The sequence below is a fragment of the Streptomyces lacrimifluminis genome (genome assembly GCF_014646095.1).
Lineage (GTDB): Bacteria > Actinomycetota > Actinomycetes > Streptomycetales > Streptomycetaceae > Streptomyces > Streptomyces lacrimifluminis.
This window is the reverse complement of the sequence record NZ_BMMU01000006.1, coordinates 54,003-71,600: the sequence shown is the minus strand read 5'-3', so window position 1 is coordinate 71,600 and position 17,598 is coordinate 54,003. Positions and strand designations below refer to the sequence as shown.

Below are 17,598 nucleotides of genomic sequence, written 5' to 3'. Positions count from 1 at the left end.
CGTCCCGACATCGACGAAGACCTGCCGACCTCCCGGCCACGACCTGAGGGCGTGACCGCCGGGCCAACGAGAGGAACCCCTCCCGTGCCTGCCAAGACCGCCGTACGCCGCACACTCGCTGTGCTCGCCGCGCTCCCCCTTCTCACCCTCGCCGCCTGCGGCTACGGCTCCGAGGCGAAGGACGACGACACCACCGCCAAGGTCGCCGCCGGCGCCCAGAAGATCGACGGGCTCGACTCCGTCAAGATCGGCTACTTCGGCAACCTGACCCACGGCACGGCGCTGGTCGGTGTGAACAAGGGGTACTTCCAGAAGGCGCTGGGCGCCACGGAGGCGAAGTACCAGGTCTTCAACGCCGGCCCGTCCGAGATCGAGGCCCTCAACTCCGGTTCCATCGACATCGGCTGGATCGGCCCCTCCCCGGCGATCAACGGTTACACCAAGTCCAAGGGCACCAACCTCCGCATCATCGGCGGTTCGGCGTCCGGCGGTGTGAAGCTCGTCGTCGACCCGAAGAAGATCAAGTCCGTCAAGGACGTCAAGGGCAAGAAGATCGCCACCCCGCAGCTGGGCAACACCCAGGACGTGGCGTTCCTCAACTGGATCGCCGATCAGGGCTGGAAGGTCGACGCGGAGAGCGGCAAGGGCGATGTGTCGGTCGTCCGCACCGACAACAAGGTCACCCCGGACGCCTACAAGTCCGGTTCCATCGACGGTGCCTGGGTGCCCGAACCGACCGCGTCCAAGCTGGTCGCCGAGGGCGCGAAGGTGCTGCTCGACGAGGCGGACCTGTGGCCGGACAAGAAGTTCGTGATCACGAACATCATCGTGTCGCAGAAGTTCCTCAAGGAGCACCCGAAGGCCGTCGAGGCGGTCCTGAAGGCCTCGGTCGACACCAACAAGTGGATCAACGCCAACTCCGACGCGGCGAAGGCCGCGGCCAACGCGCAGCTGGGCATCGACTCCGGCAAGGAGCTGCCTGCCGCGGTCCTGGACCCGGCGTGGAAGTCCATCCAGTTCACCAACGACCCGCTGGCCTCCACCCTCAACACCGAGGCGGAGCACGCGGTCAAGGCCGGTCTGCTGGAGGACCCGCTGCTGACGGGCATCTACGACCTCACGCCGCTCAACAACGTCCTCAAGGCCGCGGGCGAGAGTCCGGTCGACGACGCCGGTCTCGGCGTCAAGTAGCCCCGATCCCGAGAGTTCCCAGGAGGTGACGACCATGGCCACCGCGATCGCCAAGGCCGAACGGGCCGAGTCAGTCGACTACGCCGCCCGCATCGAGCACGTATCGAAGTCCTTCGCCGGGCCCGCCGGGCAGCAGCTCGTCCTCGACGACATCACGCTCGATGTCGCACCGGGTGAGTTCGTCACCCTCCTGGGGGCCTCGGGCTGCGGCAAGTCCACCCTGCTCAACCTCGTCGCGGGTCTCGACGACCCGAGCGCGGGCAGTATCAAGACCGACGGGCGTCCCGCTCTGATGTTCCAGGAGCACGCCCTCTTCCCGTGGCTGACCGCAGGCAAGAACATCGAACTCGCTCTGAAACTGGGGGGAGTTCCGAAGAACGAGCGGCGCGGTCGCGCCGATGAGCTGCTCGCCCTCGTCCGGCTGCAGGGCTCGTACGACAAGCGGGTGCACGAGCTGTCCGGCGGTATGCGCCAGCGGGTCGCACTGGCGCGTGCGCTGGCGCAGGAGAGCCGACTGCTGCTGATGGACGAGCCGTTCGCGGCACTCGACGCGATCACGCGTGACGTCCTGCACGACGAGCTGACCCGGATCTGGGCGGAGACGGGTGTCTCCGTCCTGTTCGTCACGCACAACGTGCGGGAGGCGGTGCGGCTCGCGCAGCGCGTCGTCCTGCTGTCGTCCCGGCCGGGCCGGGTGGCGCACGAGTGGACGGTGGACATCCCGCAGCCGCGCCGCATCGAGGACGCCCCCGTGGCCGAACTGTCCATCGAGATCACCGAACAACTGCGTGGGGAGATCCGCCGTCATGGCCAGCAGTGACACGAAGTCGGGCCTGACCGACACGCGCCAGGCGCAGGCCGACGGCAACCGTCAGACCGCCGGCCTGGAGGCCGGTCTGGACGCCCTGGAGAACGTGGCCACCGCGCGCACGCCCTTCTCGGTGACCTTCCGCGCCAAGATCCTCCCGCCGCTCATCGCGACCGGTGTGGTGCTGGTGATCTGGCAGGCGCTGATCACCTTCAACGTCGTCACCGACCCGACCAGGCTGCCCTCGCCCGGCGATGTCGCGGCCGAGTTCAAGGACGCCTGGCTGAAGGGCAAGCTTCTCGGCTACATCTGGACCAGTGCCGAGCGCGGTCTGCTCGGCTTCCTGCTGGCACTGGCGATCGGCACCCCGCTGGGTCTGATCGTGGCCCGCGTGAAGTTCGTGCGCGCGGCGATCGGACCGGTCCTGTCGGGACTCCAGTCGCTGCCCTCGGTGGCATGGGTGCCGCCGGCGGTCCTGTGGCTGGGTCTGAACAACTCGATGATGTACGCGGTGATCCTGCTCGGCGCGGTCCCGTCCATCGCCAACGGTCTGGTCTCCGGCATCGACCAGGTGCCGCCGCTGTTCCTGCGGGCGGGCCGCACAATGGGCGCGACCGGGTGGAAGGGTGCCTGGCACATCGTCCTGCCCGCCTCGCTGCCGGGCTATCTGGCCGGTCTGAAGCAGGGCTGGGCGTTCTCCTGGCGCTCGCTGATGGCGGCGGAGATCATCGCCTCCTCCCCCGACCTGGGCATCGGTCTGGGCGCCCTGCTGGAGAACGGCCGCAACGCCAGCTCCATGCCGATGATCTTCGAGGCGATCTTCCTGATCCTCTTCGTCGGTATCGCCGTCGACCTGCTGATCTTCAGCCCGCTGGAACGACGGGTGCTCCGCAGCCGCGGCCTCCTGGTGAAGAGCTGAGACCCATGTACGACAAGCCGGTCAGCCCCGTCCTCGTGGTCATCGCCCACGGCAGCCGCGACCCGCGGCACGCGGCGACCGTGCACGCCCTCGTGCGGCGCGTACGGTCGCTGCGGCCGGGGCTGCGCGTGGAGACCGGCTTCCTGGACTTCAACATCCCGTCCGTACAAGGAGTGTTGGAGTCCCTGGCGGCGGAGGGCGTACGGGATGTGGTGGCCCTGCCCCTCCTCCTGACCCGCGCCTTCCACGCGAAGGCGGACATCCCGGCGGTCCTTCGGGACGCGCCGAGGCAGCTGAACATCCGCCAGGCGGAGGTGCTGGGCCCGTCCCCGCTGCTCCTCTCGGCGCTCGAACGGCGCCTGTACGAGGCGGGGTTGACGCCCGCCGACAAGTCCTCGACCGGGGTCGTGCTGGCCTCGGCGGGGTCCACCGACCCGGAGGCGATCGCGGTGATCGCTGACATCGCGCGGGAGTGGCGGCACACCGGTTGGTGCGCCGTGCGGCCCGCGTTCGCCTCCGCATCCCTTCCGCGCACCGAGGACGCCGTACGGGAGTTGCGGGAGCTGGGCTGCCAGCGGGTCGCCGTCGCGCCCTACGTCCTCGCCCCGGGCTTCCTCCCGGACCGCATCGCACGGGGCGCGGAGCGGGCGGACATCCTCGCCGACGTCCTGGGACCGGCGCCCGAGGTGGCCCGGCTGCTGCTGCGGCGGTACGCGGAGGCGGCGGTACGGATGCCGTTGCCGGGGCGGGCCGCGGTGAGTGCGTAGAGGTGCCCCGGTTCGCCCGGTCTCCGGGCGGGCGACGGGAAGGTGACGACCGGCCTGGACCGCCCGGCCGGCCTCCATCGCCTGGTCCGCCGGGCGCATCAGCTCCCTGACCGGCATCGGACCGATCGCGTCCGCCCAGAACCGCTATCACCTCCTCGACCGCTCCTCCGAGCCACTGCTGAAGCTGTGCGAGGCGCACGGCATCGCGTTCCTGCCGTGGTTTCCGCCGGGCAACGGCGAGTTGGCGTCGGACCCGGCGTGCGCGGAGGTCGCCGCCGCGCACGGAGCGACCCCGGCCCAGCTCGCGCCGGCCTGGCTGCCGCACCGCTCCCCGGTGCTCTGCCCGACCCCCGGGCACCGGCTCCCTCGTACACCTGGAGGAGAACCTGGACGCCGGGCCCGTACGGCTGTCCGGGGACGAACTGGCGCGCCTGGAACGCCGGTAGGTCAGCCGGCCCCGGCTCCGTCCCCGTCGTCGAACGGTGTCGCCTGGTGGAAGTACAGCAGCCAGCCGTCGCCTTCCGTGTGCCGTCGCCAGAGTGAACTCCGGTGGGCGCGGCGGCCGTTGCTCTCGGTGTCGAAGGTGAGGTGGACCAGGTCGGCGGCGAGCCGTACGCCCTTCATGTGCGAGACGGCGAACGGGCGGGCTCCCGGTTCGGTGGTCGCGGCGAGGGACGCGATGATCGACGCCCGGTCCCAGTGCCGCCCCGAGGCGCCGAACTCGTGGAACCCGGGGTGCAGCAGCGCTCCGGTCAGCTCGGGTGAGCCGCGGACCTCCGGGTCGAGCAGCCGTAGCTCGGCCTCGATGGCGGCCTCCACGGCCGGGTCGCGAACCTCGTCATGGTGGGCGTCACGCATGGGACTCACTTCCCCGGGGTCTCGTCCCCGGTCAGCTCGACCAGCTTCACGACGGTGTTCCAGTTGCGGGTGGTCGCGATCAGGCCCTTCGCGAACCGGGGCTTGGCGAGCTGCTCGGCGAGTTTGGAGCGGCCGAGCCCGTCGGGCGCGTACAGGTACAGCGCGCGGTCTCCGAGCCGGAACTCCTCGGGGAGGTGGGCGGCCCGGTCGATGTGCGCGAAGCGGCTCTCGTCGACGGGGGTGGAGCAGTAGGTGACGTGGAGTTGCTTGCCCTCCAACTCGGCTGCGGGGAAAGGGCAGTTGTCCCTGATCGCCCGCAGCTGGGCGTGGTCGCGCACGATCACGTCGACGGTGAATCCGAAATGCCGCTCGATGGCCTCGGCGATCTCCCCGGCGAGGGACTCCTCGTCCCCGCGACCGGTGGCGAACACGGCGTTGCCGCTCTGCAGATACGTCCGTACCGCGTCGTACCCGAGGCCCTCCAGCAGCGTGCGCAGCTCGGCCATCGGGACCTTCTTGTTGCCGCCCACGTTGATGCCGCGCAGCAGCGCCGCGTAGGTGGTCGTCGCCTGCTCACCTGTCGTCATCCGCTCACCATAAGGCGGCCCACTGACAGTCCCCCTGACGAACCACCCCGAGATCGTCTTTTAGATGTAGGGGGCCGGTGTCCTACCCAGTGGGGAGACGCGGGTACCCGACGGGAGGACTTTCGCCGGCCTCACCTCACCGGCAAGCACGATGAGACGTCCTTACCCTGCCCATACCTTCGAACTAAAGGTGATGGCAGGGCGCTGTCGCCGCTTACAAGGGGGCAGGCCCATCATGGGGAACGGAGAAACGCGGGTACGGGGCATAGCAGCCCGGGCCGGCGGCTGGAGCGCCAAGCATCGCTGGGCGGCCGTCGGGATCTGGGTGCTGTTCGTCGTCCTGGCGATGGGTCTGGGCACGGCGGCCGGCAGTGTCGAAATCAAGGAGAGCGACCAGCTGGGGGGCGAGACCCACACGGCCGCCAAGATCATCGAGGACGCCGGGATCGACGAACCCGCGAGCGAAACCGTCCTCATCCAGGCGAAGGACACGAGCGTCAAGACCACGGACGCCGCGTTCCGGGCGGCCGTCGCCGACGTCATGAAGGCGGTCGACGGGACCGGCAAGGTCACGGACGTCCAGTCCCCGTACGACACGGACACCTTCTCGAAGGACGGTCGCAGCGCGCTCGTCCAGTTCGACATGCGGGGTGACGCCGAGACGGCGGGCGAGCGGGTCGAGCCGGTGCTGAAGGCCGTCGCGGACGTGCAGAAGAAGCACTCGGAGCTGCGGATCGAGGAGATCGGCGGCGCCAGTATGAACAAGACGTTCGACGACGCCTTCGGTGAAGACTTCAAGAGGGCCGAGCTGTCCGCCGTACCGGTGGCCCTCGGAATTCTGCTGATCGCGTTCGGTGCGCTGGTGGCGGCGCTGCTGCCGGTGGCGCTGGCGGTCACCGCGATCATGGCGACGATGGGTCTGATGGGCATCGTCAGCCACCTCCAGCCGATGGACGACACCGCCAGTTCCGTGATGCTGCTCGTCGGTCTCGCCGTCGGCGTCGACTACTGCCTGTTCTATCTGCGCCGGGAGCGCGAGGAGCGGGCGGCGGGCCGCAGTCCGGAGGCCGCGCTCCAGATCGCCGCGGCGACCAGTGGCCGCGCGATCGTCGTCTCCGGTGTCACGGTGTGCGTGGCGATGGCGGGCATGCTGTTCACCGGGCTCGCCTCGTTCGAGGCGATGGGACTGGCCTCGCTGATGGTCGTGGCGGTCGCCATGGTCGGTTCGGTGACGGTCCTTCCGGCGCTGCTGTCGCTGCTCGGTGAGCGGGTCGAGAAGGGCAGGATCCCCTTCCTGCACCCGGACAGGCGGCGCAGGAACGGCACCAGCGGCAAGGGCAACGGGGAGAGCCGGTTCTGGACGGCCGTCCTGAAGGTCGTCCTCGCCAGGCCCGCCATCTCACTGGTGGTCGCTGCCGGTGCTCTGCTCGCCGTGGCCGCGCCCGCGCTCGGGATGAAGACCCAGAACCTCACCCTGGACCAGGAGTTCGGCGACTCGCTGCCGATCGTCGGCACCTACAACCGAGTCAACGACGCGTTCCCCGGCGGCTCCGAGCCGGCCGAGGTGATCGTCAAGGCGCGGGACATCAACGCGGCCGACGTGCAGTCCGCTCTCGCCGACTTCCGTGAGCGGGCGATCAGTTCGGGCGCCTCGCGCGGTCCGGTGGACATCAAGCTGCACGACGCCGAGAACATCGCCTTCGTGTACGTCCCGCTGGTCGGCGGCTCCGACCAGGACAAGGCGGCCGAGAGCCTGGACAAGCTGCGCGACGAGGTGCGCCCGGCCACACTCGGCAAGGTGGACGGCGTCGAGGCGCCGATCACCGGGCAGGTCGCGGGCTCGAAGGACTTCAACGACCAGTTGGCCGGCGCGGTCACCCCGGTCTTCGCCTTCGTGGTCGTCTTCGCCTTCCTGCTGATGCTCCTGTCGTTCCGCTCCCTGACGATCGCGATCACCTCGATCGTGCTCAACCTGCTCTCGGTCGGGGCGGCCTACGGCATCCTGGTCGCCGTCTTCCAGCACGGCTGGGGCGCAGCGCTGGTGGGCGCGGAGGGCGTAGGCGCCATCGTCACCTGGCTGCCGCTGTTCCTGTTCGTGATCCTGTTCGGCCTGTCGATGGACTACCACGTGTTCGTGGTCTCCCGTATCCGCGAGGCGCATCTGCGGGGGCGTACGACGAAGGACGCGATCCAGCACGGGGTGGTCACCACCGCCGGGGTCGTCACCAGTGCCGCCGTCATCATGGTCGCCGTGTTCGCCATCTTCGGGACGCTGTCGATGCAGTCCATGAAGCAGATGGGTGTGGGCCTCGCGGCCGCGGTGCTCATCGACGCGACGATCATCCGGGGTGTGCTGCTGCCTGCGGTGATGGCGCTGCTCGGCGAGCGCAACTGGTACTTCCCGAAGTGGCTCGACCGCCTGCCGGACCTGACGCACGACGAGGCCCCGGAGCCCGTGTCACCGCCTCCGCCGCCTGCCGTGGAGGGCGATCGGGTAGGGGTCTGAGCATTCCCTCACCCACTCTCCACACCGCTTGAACACCCTGCACGTCCCTTGATCTGAGGGCCCGTTGGTCACCGGGGAGCCAACGGGCCCTCTTCTCGTCGAAGTCGCTCATGTCGCTCCTGTCGCTCACTCCGTTCGTACGGCCGGCAGCTCGGCCTCGATCAGATCGGCGGCCCGCCGGGTGCCGCCCTCCCCCGCCATCACGGCCTGGACCTCCGCGAGCCGCCGGGCGACCTCCGGATCGTCCACGAGCGCGAGGGCAGCCGCGCGCAGCGTCCGGGCGGTCGCCTCCTCCATGGGCACATGGCGGGCGACCCCGAGCCCCTGCAGCATGTCGGCGTTGCCGAACTGGTCGACGGCCTGCGGTACGGCGATCATCGGCGTGGCGGTGGCCAGCCCCTCCTGGCTGCCACCGGCCCCCGCATGCGTGACAAACAGGTCGGCCTGCCGCAGGACCGCCAACTGCGCTACCCAGGACCGCACTTCGACATGGGGCGGGACGGGTCCCAGCTCGCCGGCGTCGACATGCCTGCCGACCTGAAGCACCAGGTGCCACCCCGGCAGGTCGGCGAAGGCCCGCACGCACTCGCGATAGAACTCCGGCTGCTTGGTGAAGGCGGACCCGAGCGACACGAGGACCACCTTCTCGGCGCCGGCGGGCCGCTGCCAGTCCCCCTGGGCGGCGCGGTCGCCCTGGCAGGCACCGACGAAGGTGTGGACACGCTCGTCGACGCGGTCGGCGTTCGGCTGCAACGCCTTGGGGATCAGGACGAGGGAGCGGGCGGGGCGGCCGACGAAGGGATCGGGGTGCTGGGTGATCCCGTTCTCCTTCAGCCAGCTCTCGAACCGTTCGTAGTAGGCCCGCCCCCGCTCCGTCTGCCGGGGCTCGGCCCACATCGGCTCGGCGACCTCCTCCTCGTACCCCTCCCAGGCGACGAGATTCGGCGAGAGGGAGATCGCGGGGACACCCCAGCGGTGGGCGAGGACGCGGGCCGGGTAGGAGGCGATGTCGTGCAGGACGAGGTCCGGTACGTCATCCTCGCGCCCCTCGCCTCCCTCGCCTCCCGCACCGCCCTCGTACGCCTCGATGAGCTGCGGGAGCGCCTGGACGGCGTCGGCGAGGAAGGGCTCGACGTTGTCGAGGAGGGTGGCGCCCCACGCCTCCGGGTCCGCTTCGGGGCCCGGCAGCGTCGAGGTGTAGAGCACGGGCTCCGCCCCGGCCTCGGTCACCTTCTCGGCGAAGGCGGGCGGAATCGCGTAGGTGACACGGTGGCCGCGGGCCACCAGCTCGCGGATCACCTCAAGGCTGGGGTTCACGTGGCCGTGGGCGGCGATGGAGAACATGGCGATGTGGGCGGAGGCCACGCGAGCGGTAGCCGTGCGGGCGGTAGTCATGCTCCCGACCGTAAACGAGACGATACGTCTCGTGCAATCTCTTTCGCGGGATCCCATCGGGCCGCGCCTCACCGCTGATAGCGCGCCAGCACCAGGTTCCCGTCGTCCTCCAGGCGTTTGCGCAGTTCGTGGAGGTCGATCGCCCCGCTGTAGTACTCCTGGAACGCCGGTGTCGCGACCTTGTCCTTCCACTCCGGGTAACCGCGTACCGACTGGGCGGGGGCCGAGCGGAGGTGGGTGGCGAGGGCGGTGCCCGTGGCCCAGCCGTCCTTCCGGGTCCGCAGGGAAGGGGACTTCAGGGCCTGGGTGCCCGTGGGGAGCATCCAGTCACCGAGGGCGAGGCGGACCATGTTCTCGGGGCGCAGCATGAAGTCGATGAACTCGGCCGCTTCCCGCTGGTGTCGGCTGTCCTCGGCGATGGAGAGGGTCTGCGGGCTGACACCCTGGGTGAGTCCGTCGGCGCCCGCCGGTGCGGGCAGCACCTGCCACTCGAAGCCCTTCGGTGCCTGCTGCGCGATCTGCTGCCGGTAGGAGAAGCCGAGCGGGACCATCGCGTACCGGCCGCCGAAGAACCCGGGCAGGGTGTCGGAGCCGCCGCTGCCCAGCGTCGAACTCGACGCGCTGTCATCGGAGTTGACCTGGTCGTGGATCGTTCGGGGGACCACTTGCTCGGGCGCTGCGAAGCGGACGGTCACCTTGCCGTCCGCGCCCCGGTGGAACAGCTGCCCGCCCGCCGACAGCGACAGGTTGAGCGTGGCGGAGACGGGTTCCTTGAGCGGCCAGGCCACGCCGTACCTGCCGTCGCCGCTGAGCTGCCGGGTGATCTGCCTGAACTCCGGCCAGCTCCAAGGCTGTTCGGGGGTCGGGATGCGTACGCCCGCCTCCCGCAACCACTTCGCGTTGGCGATCAGTACCCGCGGCTCCTGGAGGAACGGCACGCCGTAGACGCCGTCCCCGAACGTCGTCGTCTCCCAACTACGCTGCGGAATATCGGACTTGAGCCGCTCGGGCAGCAGCTCGCGCAGATCGGCGAGATAGCCGCCGTACGCGAAGTCCGCCAGGTCGTCCGAGGCGTCATGGATGACGTCAGGGGCCTCACCACCCTCGAAGGAGGTGAGCAGCTGGTCGTGGATGCTGTCCCAACTCCCTTGCACATACTCGACCCTGACGTCCGGATGGGTCGCGTTCCACTCCTTCACCAGCGCCTTGTTGACGGCCACGGACTCGTCCTGCCAGGCGAGGGACTGGAAACGGAGGGTGATCCTGCCGTCCGTGGCGGTGTCGCCTCCGCCTGTGCAGCCCGCGAGAAGCAGCAGGAGGGCGAGGAAGACGGTCCATCGCGCGCGCATCAGCCCTTCACCGCCCCGGCCGTCATGCCGCCCGTGATCCGGCGTTGGATGAGCGCGAACACGACGAGCGAGGGCAGCGTCGCCAGAAACGCGGCGGCTGCCAGCGGGCCGAGATCCGCCACGCCCTCCGCGCCGATGAAGTGCGTGAGGACGACCGGCAGGGTCTGCTTCTCCGGGGTCTTGAGGAGCACCAGGGCGAAGAAGAACTCGTTCCAGGCTGTGATGAACGCGAACAGGGCCGTAGCCACGATCCCCGGCGCGAGAAGCGGCGCCGTGACGGAGACCAGGGTGCGCAGCCGTCCGGCGCCGTCGACGGCCGCCGCCTCCTCCAACTCGGCGGGCACGGCCCGTACATACCCGACGAGCATCCACAGTGCGAACGGCAACGACCACACCACGTACACCATCACCAGCCCGAAGACGGAGTCGATCAGCCGCAGGTTCTTCAGCACCAGGAACAGCGGGATGATCACCAGTACGAACGGGAACGCCTGGCTGACCACCACCCACCCGGTCGCCGCCCGGCCGAGCAGTGTGCGGTGCCTGGCCATGACGTACGCCATCGGGGTCGCGAGCAGTACGGCGACCAGCGCGGCCGAGGCCGCCGCGAGCAGGGAGTTGGACGCGGCGTGCAGCAGCGGCTGCTCGTCGAAAGCCTGCCGGAAGTTGCCGAAAGTGGGGTCCTCCGGGATCCAGCTGGGGTGCGGACTGCCCAGTTCGCGGGGGGACTTGAAGGCGGTGGACAGGAGCCAGAGGAACGGGAGGGCCAGAAAGGCGAGATAGGCGAGGAGGGCCGCGTACTGGCCGACGCGAGCGCTCTTGCGCGTCCTCAACTCTCCTCACCTCCCCTCAGCCGGCCGACGAGGAACAGTGCGAGAAGGACGGAGATCAGCGCGACCATCACACACCCCATCGCCGCCGCATAGCCGAACTGGCCGTAGCGGAAGGCCTCTTCGTAGGCGAAGAGCATGGGAAGCCGGGTACGCCCGCCGGGCCCGCCGTTCGTCAGGACGTACACCAGGGCGAAGGAGTTGAAGTTCCAGATCAGGTTGAGGGCGGTGATGGCGAGCGCGACCGGCCGCAGGGCGGGCCAGGTGACCGTCCGGAAGCGGCGCCAGGCACCGGCGCCGTCCATGGCCGCCGCCTCGTGCAGTTCGCGCGGGGTGTTCTGCAGCCCGGCGAGCAGGGCGACCGTCGTCTGCGGCATCCCCGCCCAGACACCGACGACGATGACGGCGGGCAGCGCGGTTCCCAGGCCGCTCAGCCAGTCGCGGCCGTCGCCCAGGCCCAGGTCGCGCAGCGTCTCGTTGAGGACACCGGCGTCCGCGTTGTAGACGAGCCGCCACATGATGCCGACGACGACCTCGGGCATCGCCCACGGGATGATCGCGAGGGCGCGGGCCAGCCAGCGCAGCCGTAACTCCTGGTGGAGAAGGAGGGCCAGACCGAGGGCGAGCAGGAACTGCGGCACGGTCACCCCGACCGCCCAGACCAGCCCGATCCGGAACGACTCCCAGAACAGCGTGTCGTGCAGCAGATCCTGGAAGTTGAGCGTGCCGATCCACCGGGTGGACGCGGTACGGCCGGACTGGGCGTCGGTGAACGCCAGCAGGATCCCGTACAGCAGCGGTCCCACGCTCAGGACGAGGATCGGGATCAGGGCGGGCAGGACGAGGAACCAGGCGCCGTGGCCGGAGATCCGACCGCCACCCGGTCCGGCGCGGGTGTCACGCTCGGCCGGCCGGCCCGACCCGGTCACCCATGTCACGTGCTCGGCTCCTTTGGTCGCCCAAGGTGGCCCCGTCATGGTCGTGAAGCCCGGGTGGCCCGTCAAGGCACCGCGCACACGCTCCCACCAGTGCGAATGCGACACTGACCGGCGGATGGCGTGAACCCGACGCCGTTCGCGGACGTACACGGAGCTGGACGGCCGGGTACGAGGGAACTGCGCGGGAGGCGGACGATGGACGAGGCACTGGCCCGGGACGTACTGGCAACGGCGGGCGTACTGCCCGGCACGGCCCCGGACGCACGGCTCCTCGCGCTGGGCGAGAACGCCGTGTTCGCCGCCGGTGACCTGGTCGTCAAGGTGGGCCGCGACGCCGAACTCCTCGACCGTGCGCGACGGGAACTGGACATCGCGCTCTGGCTCGCCGAGGCGTACGTCCCGGCGGTACGGGCGGCCGACCCGACGGCGCACCTCGTCGAGGGGCACCCGGTGACGGTGTGGCACCGGCTGCCCGATCCCGTACGCCCGGCCGGTTCCCGGGATTTGGCCGAACTCCTACGGATCGTGCACGCCCTGCCGCTCCCCCGCTCCTTCACGTTGCCGCCCCGCGAGCTCCTGGGCGGCGTCGAACGCTGGCTGCGGCTCGCGGGCGACGCGATCGACCCGGCGGACGCCGCATACCTGCGCGAGCGCCGCGACGGTTTCGCCGCAGCCGCCGCCGCGCTCACCCCGCAGCTCCCGCCGGGCCCGATCCACGGCGACGCGCTCCCCCGCAACGTCCACATCGGCCCCACCGGCCCGGTCCTCGTCGATCTGGAGACCTTCTCCGCCGACCTGCGCGAACACGATCTGGTGGTCATGGCTCTGTCCCACGACCGGTACGCCCTCCCTGCCGAGTCCTACGACGCGTTCACGGAGGCGTACGGGTGGGATGTGCGGGAGTGGGACGGGTGTGGCGTGTTGCGCGGGGCGCGGGAGACGGCCAGCTGTGCGTGGGTGGCGCAGCATGCGCCTGTCAATCCGAAGGCGTTGGTGGAGTTCTCGCGGCGGGTGGGGTCCTTGCGGGCGGGGGACTCGACTGTGCGGTGGTATCCGTTCTGAGCGCCTATTGGGTGGGGGGCCCGCTGTTGTCAGGCGGGTGCGGGCCGTGTGTGGCTTGTCGCGCAGTTCCCCGCGCTAGGTGGGTTACTCCTCGGCCCTGATTGTCTGTGCTGCTCGCTGCAGTTCCGTCAGTACCGTTCGTACCGCCCTGCGGGCTGTTCGTTCCGGGCGGTGGAGGGCGTCGATACGGCGTCTGGCCTGAACTCCGCTGAGGGGCTTGAGGACGAGGGCGGGGTGCGGGCGGGAGGTCCATCGGGGCATCAGTGCGAGGCCTCCCCCGGCGGCGACCGCCTCCGCCGCCACCGCGAACTCGTTGATGCGATGGGCGAGATGGGGCCTGCGGCCCGCCGCGGTGGCGATGGCCTCGATCGTCGCCATGATCGGGAAGCCGTCGTGTACGGCGATCCAGGGCTGGTCGGCCACATCGCTCGGGGTCACTCGGCGTTTGGCGGCGAGCGGATGGTCGGCGGGCATGGCCACGTCGAGGGGTTCGCGCAGCAGCGGGGTCGCCGCCACCGTGCGCGGCCAGGGCGGGGCGTGCTCCAGACGGTGGGCGAGGACAAGGTCGTACTCCCGGGTCAGCGGCGGGAAGTCGTCCTGCGTCACGTCCTCGTCGGCCAGCGCGAGCACCGGCCCGTCCGGTCCGGCGAGGGCCCGCAGCAGCAGCGGGAAGAAGGCGGCGCCCGCGCTGTGGAACGCCGCCACGGACACCTCCCCGTCCGGCCGGTCCAGGAACTCCTCGACGGTGTGCCGGGCCCGTGCCAGCGCCGACTCCACCTCGGTCGCCGCGCCCGCGAGCGCCTGCCCGGCGTCGGTCAGCACCAGCCGGCGCCCCTGCCGCTCGGTGAGCGGGACCGGGATGGCGCGCTGGAGCAGTCGCAGCTGCTGGGAGATCGCCGAGGGCGTGACGAGCAGTGCGTCGGCGACCGCGGTGACGCTGCCCAGCTCACCGAGCTCGCGCAGGATCCGCAGCTGACGTTCGTCCATGGGGCCAGTGTAGGCACCCAGTGTAGGGAAACTGAAAGATCGATGAAGAAGGTGGTTCTAGCCTTCATGGTTGATGCCGGTGCACGGTAGGCGCGTGTCCGACTCCCGACGTACCGATGCGGTACTCCTCCTTGTCGCGCTCGTCTGGGGTTCCAGTTATCTGTCCGCCCAGACGGCCACCTCCGCCCTGCCCGTCCTCGTGGTCCTCTTCGCACGCTACGCCCTCTCCGCGCTCGCCTGTCTGGGCCTGATCGCCGCCGGGCGGGGGAAGGAACGGGCGCCGGGCAGCGGCTCCCGGCTGTGGACCCGGGAGGAGGTGCGGGCCGGGCTGCCGCTCGGGGTCACGCAGGCGGCCGTCCTTGTCGTGGAGACCTACGGGGTCGCCCACACGACCGCCGCCAACGCGGGCCTGATCATCAGCCTGACCATCGTACTCACCCCGCTGCTCGACCGCGCCGGACACCCCGGCGGGCTGCCCCCCGCCTTCTACGCCGCCGCCGGCGTCTGTGTCCTGGCCGTGGGCCTGCTCATGTCCGGCAACGGTTTCCACGCGCTGCGGCTGGGCGACCTGCTGATGCTCGGCGCGGCGCTGGTACGGGCGGTCCACGTGGCGCTGGTCGGACGCCTCACCACGGGCCGGCCGATCCGCCCCCTTCACCTCACGACACTCCAGACCGTGATCGGCACGGCTCTGTTCCTGCCGGCCGCCGCTCCCGACCTGCCGACGCTCGTTCGCGCCGACTCCGGGACGTGGACGCAGTTGCTCTATCTCGCGCTGTTCTGCAGCGTGTTCGCGTTCCTCGCCCAGACGTGGGCCGTGCAGCGTACGTCGGCGAGCCGGGCCAGCCTGCTGCTGGGGACGGAGCCGATCTGGGCTGCCGCGATCGGGATCGCCCTGGGCGGTGAGCATCTGACTCCGCTCACGGCGCTGGGTGCGACGCTGATGGTCACGGGCACGTACTGGGGGCAGTCGGTGGAACGCGCCCACCGCGCGGCACAGGCCAAGTTCCTCGCCCCCGCCGCCCCTCCCCGTCCCATCCTGTCCCCGGAGGCCGCGCCCCCAGACCCCCCATCGCGCTGAACGCGCTCGTCCTCAAACTCCCCCAGAGGGGGACCCCAGACGGGCCGGAGATGCGAGCCGACGCCGAACGGATGCGGTGAACGCGTGGGCGGGTGGGAAGCCCGACCTGGACTGCAGCAACGTCAGCCGTCGAACGCCGGACTCGCTGAATGAGCCTGGGTTCGAGGGCGCCTGGTGAACCTACTGGAAACGAGCGGGTGGGTGGGAGATCTCGCCCACCACCCCCCGCACAGGCCACGTCCCGTCGACCACCGCGTCGGCCTCCCCCTTGCGCCGCAGGAAGCTCTGAAAATCCGCCGCCCACTCCGCGTACCACTCGATCTGACGTCGATGCAGTTCCACCGGCCCGAGCGCCGCGACCTTGGGGTGCCGCTCGGCTATCGCGCACGCCAGCCGCGCCGCCGCCAGCGCGTCCGCCGACGCGTCGTGAGCCGCGTCCAGCGAGACGCCGTACTCCCTGCACACCGCTTCGAGGTTGCGCTTGCCGCGCCGGTAGCGGTCGACGGAGCGGTCGATCGTGTACGGGTCGATCACCGGAGCCGGCTCCAGACCGCCCAGCCGCTCCCGCAGGGACGGCAGGCCGTGGCGTCGCAACTCCGCGGAGAGCAGGGTGAGGTCGAAGTTCGCGTTGTAGGCGACCACCGGCACGCCCGTCTTCCAGTACGTCGCCAGCACGTCCGCCATCGCGTCCGCGACCTGGTCCGCCGGCCTGCCCTCGCTGGTGGCGCGCTCGTTGGTGATGCCGTGCACCGCCACCGCGTCCGCCGGGATCTCCATACCCGGATCGGCCAGCCATTCCCGGCGGCCGAGCGGCTCACCGCCCCTCACCTCGATCACCGCGCCGGTGACGATGCGCGCCTCGCTCGGATCCGTTCCGGTCGTCTCCAGGTCGAAACCGATCAGCAGCTCATGGTGCCAGCCCATGCCCGGCCCCCCTTCTTGCCTTCTTGGTGGTGCTTTCCCCCAGTGGTCTCCACGATCCCATGAGCCACTGACAATCAGAGGACCGCATTCCGTTTGAGGAAGACAGGCAGGTCAGGACACCGGACGTGAATCCGCCCAGGCCACCTCGAACTCCTCGCGATATGTCGGGAAAAGGCCGATCTCCTCTGCCGCGCCCGCCTTGACCACCCGGCTCCCGCCCCGCAGCACCAGCACCGGCGCCTCCATCCCCCGCGTCCGGCGCAGATACGTCTGCACGATCGCGACCCCGTCCGAGCCGTCCCCGTCGACGAGGTAGGCCGTGAAGCGGGGCGTCTCGTCGAAGACCTGGATCTCGAAGGCGCCCGGGTCGCGCAGCTTCGACCGCACCCGGCGCATGTGCAGGATGTTCATCTCCACGGCCCGGCTCAACTCGCCCCGTTTGATGCCGAGTTCCCGCTCACGTCGCTTCACCGCGCTGGACGCGGGGTTCAGGAACAGCAGCCTCACCCGGCAGCCCGACTCCGCCAGCCGCACCAGCCGCCGCCCGGAGAAGTTCTGCACGAGCAGGTTGAGACCGATACCGATGGCGTCGAGGCGACGCGCTCCGCCGAAGATGTCCTCGGCCGGGAACTGGCGCATCAGCCGTACGCGGTCGGTGTGTACGGCGACCACGTCCCCGTACCGTTCGCCCACCAGGTCCTCGACCGCGTCCACCGGCAGACGGCGCGCGGAGGGCACGTCACCGCCCGCGCCGAGGGTCTCCAGGAGCTTGCCCGAGGCCCGCTCGGCCTGGCCGAGGACGGCCTCGGACAGGGCCCGGTTGCGGGAGACGACGTTGCGGGTGACCTCCAGCTCGTCCAGGGCGAGTTCGACGTCGCGGCGCTCGTCGACGTACGGCTCGAAGCACGGCCAGTGCTGCACCATCAGCTCACGAAGCTGGGGCAGGGTAAGGAAGCTGAGGACGTTGTCGTCGGCCGGGTCGAGCAAGTAGCCCTTGCGGCGGCTGACTTCGCGTACGGCGACCGCGCGCTGCACCCACTCCTGGCCGGCCGGCCCGGCGGCGGCGACCACCCACTCGTCGCCGTGGACGGGTTCGTAGATGGGGCGCAGGACGGCGGCCACGACCGCGCGCAGCCGCTGTTCGACCAGGTTCAGCCAGATGTAGGCCCGGCCGGCCCGCTGGGCGCGTGTACGCACCTCGTGCCAGGCATCGGCGTCCCAGTCCAGTTCCGGTCCGATGGAGCCCGTCTCCATCGGCCGTGCCAGGGACACCGCGCCGGGCGGGACCTCTGTGGAGTTCCCCTCGTGACCCTCGTCACCAGGGGGCAGCTCCAGCCCTCCCGAGCCCACCCGCGCACCGCCTTCCGCTCCCCCGAGCTCTCCCCGTGGCCGATCC

The 17,598-nt window shown here is 70.4% G+C and carries 15 protein-coding genes and 2 pseudogenes; 8 read left to right on the top strand and 9 right to left on the bottom strand.

Going from position 1 to position 17,598, the window contains the following annotated elements; genetic code table 11:
* Window positions 1–84: 84 nt before the first annotated feature.
* The 5 genes and pseudogenes from IEY89_RS11765 to IEY89_RS40570 all read left to right on the top strand — a co-directional run.
* On the top strand, window positions 85–1,191 hold the full coding sequence (locus IEY89_RS11765) for an ABC transporter substrate-binding protein (protein ID WP_189147295.1): 1,107 nt from the start codon (window positions 85–87) through the stop codon (window positions 1,189–1,191).
* Between the two features lie 34 nt (window positions 1,192–1,225).
* Window positions 1,226–2,011, top strand: a complete 786-nt coding sequence (locus tag IEY89_RS11760) for an ABC transporter ATP-binding protein (RefSeq protein WP_189147294.1) — start codon at window positions 1,226–1,228, stop codon at window positions 2,009–2,011.
* Window positions 1,998–2,918, top strand: a complete 921-nt coding sequence (locus IEY89_RS11755; protein WP_189147293.1) for an ABC transporter permease — start codon at window positions 1,998–2,000, stop codon at window positions 2,916–2,918. The genes IEY89_RS11760 and IEY89_RS11755 overlap by 14 nt, the downstream gene beginning before the upstream one ends.
* Window positions 2,919–2,923: 5 nt before the next feature.
* On the top strand, window positions 2,924–3,685 hold the full coding sequence (locus IEY89_RS11750) for a sirohydrochlorin chelatase (protein ID WP_189147292.1): 762 nt from the start codon (window positions 2,924–2,926) through the stop codon (window positions 3,683–3,685).
* 76 nt (window positions 3,686–3,761) lie between these two features.
* Window positions 3,762–3,986: pseudogene (locus tag IEY89_RS40570) on the top strand (aldo/keto reductase); the annotation flags it as partial.
* A gap of 146 nt (window positions 3,987–4,132) precedes the next feature.
* Here IEY89_RS40570 and IEY89_RS11740 read toward each other — a convergent pair.
* Window positions 4,133–4,543 (bottom strand): nuclear transport factor 2 family protein, encoded by a 411-nt coding sequence (locus IEY89_RS11740; RefSeq protein WP_189147291.1) that lies wholly within the window; start codon window positions 4,541–4,543, stop codon window positions 4,133–4,135.
* Between the two features lie 5 nt (window positions 4,544–4,548).
* Window positions 4,549–5,130: a DUF1697 domain-containing protein gene (locus tag IEY89_RS11735; RefSeq protein ID WP_189147290.1), complete on the bottom strand. Its 582-nt coding sequence runs from the start codon at window positions 5,128–5,130 to the stop codon at window positions 4,549–4,551.
* A 235-nt stretch (window positions 5,131–5,365) separates the two neighbouring features.
* Between IEY89_RS11735 and IEY89_RS11730 the strand changes: the two genes are divergently transcribed.
* Window positions 5,366–7,636 (top strand): MMPL family transporter, encoded by a 2,271-nt coding sequence (locus IEY89_RS11730; RefSeq protein ID WP_189147289.1) that lies wholly within the window; start codon window positions 5,366–5,368, stop codon window positions 7,634–7,636.
* Window positions 7,637–7,762: 126 nt separating this feature from the next.
* On the opposite strand, the pseudogene mgt reads toward IEY89_RS11730, so the two are convergent.
* The 4 genes and pseudogenes from mgt to IEY89_RS11710 all read right to left on the bottom strand — a co-directional run bounded on the left by mgt (window position 7,763) and on the right by IEY89_RS11710 (window position 12,148).
* Window positions 7,763–9,083: pseudogene (mgt, locus tag IEY89_RS11725) on the bottom strand (macrolide-inactivating glycosyltransferase).
* A gap of 16 nt (window positions 9,084–9,099) precedes the next feature.
* Window positions 9,100–10,380, bottom strand: coding sequence for an ABC transporter substrate-binding protein (locus IEY89_RS11720; RefSeq protein WP_189147287.1), 1,281 nt, complete (start codon window positions 10,378–10,380; stop codon window positions 9,100–9,102).
* Complete coding sequence (locus IEY89_RS11715) at window positions 10,380–11,213, bottom strand: carbohydrate ABC transporter permease (protein WP_189147286.1); 834 nt, start codon at window positions 11,211–11,213, stop codon at window positions 10,380–10,382. Before IEY89_RS11715 ends, IEY89_RS11720 begins: the two co-directional genes overlap by 1 nt.
* Window positions 11,210–12,148, bottom strand: a complete 939-nt coding sequence (locus IEY89_RS11710; protein WP_189147285.1) for a carbohydrate ABC transporter permease — start codon at window positions 12,146–12,148, stop codon at window positions 11,210–11,212. Before IEY89_RS11710 ends, IEY89_RS11715 begins: the two co-directional genes overlap by 4 nt.
* 195 nt (window positions 12,149–12,343) lie before the next feature.
* Here IEY89_RS11710 and IEY89_RS11705 point away from each other — a divergent pair, with 195 nt between their 5' ends.
* Window positions 12,344–13,210 carry a phosphotransferase enzyme family protein gene (locus IEY89_RS11705; protein ID WP_189147284.1) on the top strand — a complete coding sequence of 289 codons (867 nt, stop codon included), beginning with the start codon at window positions 12,344–12,346 and terminating at the stop codon, window positions 13,208–13,210.
* Window positions 13,211–13,294: 84 nt separating this feature from the next.
* On the opposite strand, the gene IEY89_RS11700 is transcribed toward IEY89_RS11705, so the two are convergent.
* Window positions 13,295–14,197, bottom strand: coding sequence for a LysR family transcriptional regulator (locus IEY89_RS11700; RefSeq protein ID WP_189147283.1), 903 nt, complete (start codon window positions 14,195–14,197; stop codon window positions 13,295–13,297).
* Between the two features lie 94 nt (window positions 14,198–14,291).
* Here IEY89_RS11700 and IEY89_RS11695 point away from each other — a divergent pair, with 94 nt between their 5' ends.
* Window positions 14,292–15,278: a DMT family transporter gene (locus IEY89_RS11695; RefSeq protein ID WP_229695170.1), complete on the top strand. Its 987-nt coding sequence runs from the start codon at window positions 14,292–14,294 to the stop codon at window positions 15,276–15,278.
* Window positions 15,279–15,458: 180 nt separating this feature from the next.
* Here the strand turns inward: IEY89_RS11695 and IEY89_RS11690 are convergent, their stop codons facing one another.
* Together IEY89_RS11690 and IEY89_RS11685 are read right to left on the bottom strand one after the other, a co-directional pair.
* Window positions 15,459–16,202, bottom strand: a complete 744-nt coding sequence (locus IEY89_RS11690; RefSeq protein WP_189147281.1) for a 3'-5' exonuclease — start codon at window positions 16,200–16,202, stop codon at window positions 15,459–15,461.
* A 111-nt stretch (window positions 16,203–16,313) separates the two neighbouring features.
* Window positions 16,314–17,552, bottom strand: coding sequence for a DUF5919 domain-containing protein (locus IEY89_RS11685; protein WP_189147280.1), 1,239 nt, complete (start codon window positions 17,550–17,552; stop codon window positions 16,314–16,316).
* Window positions 17,553–17,598: the final 46 nt, after the last annotated feature.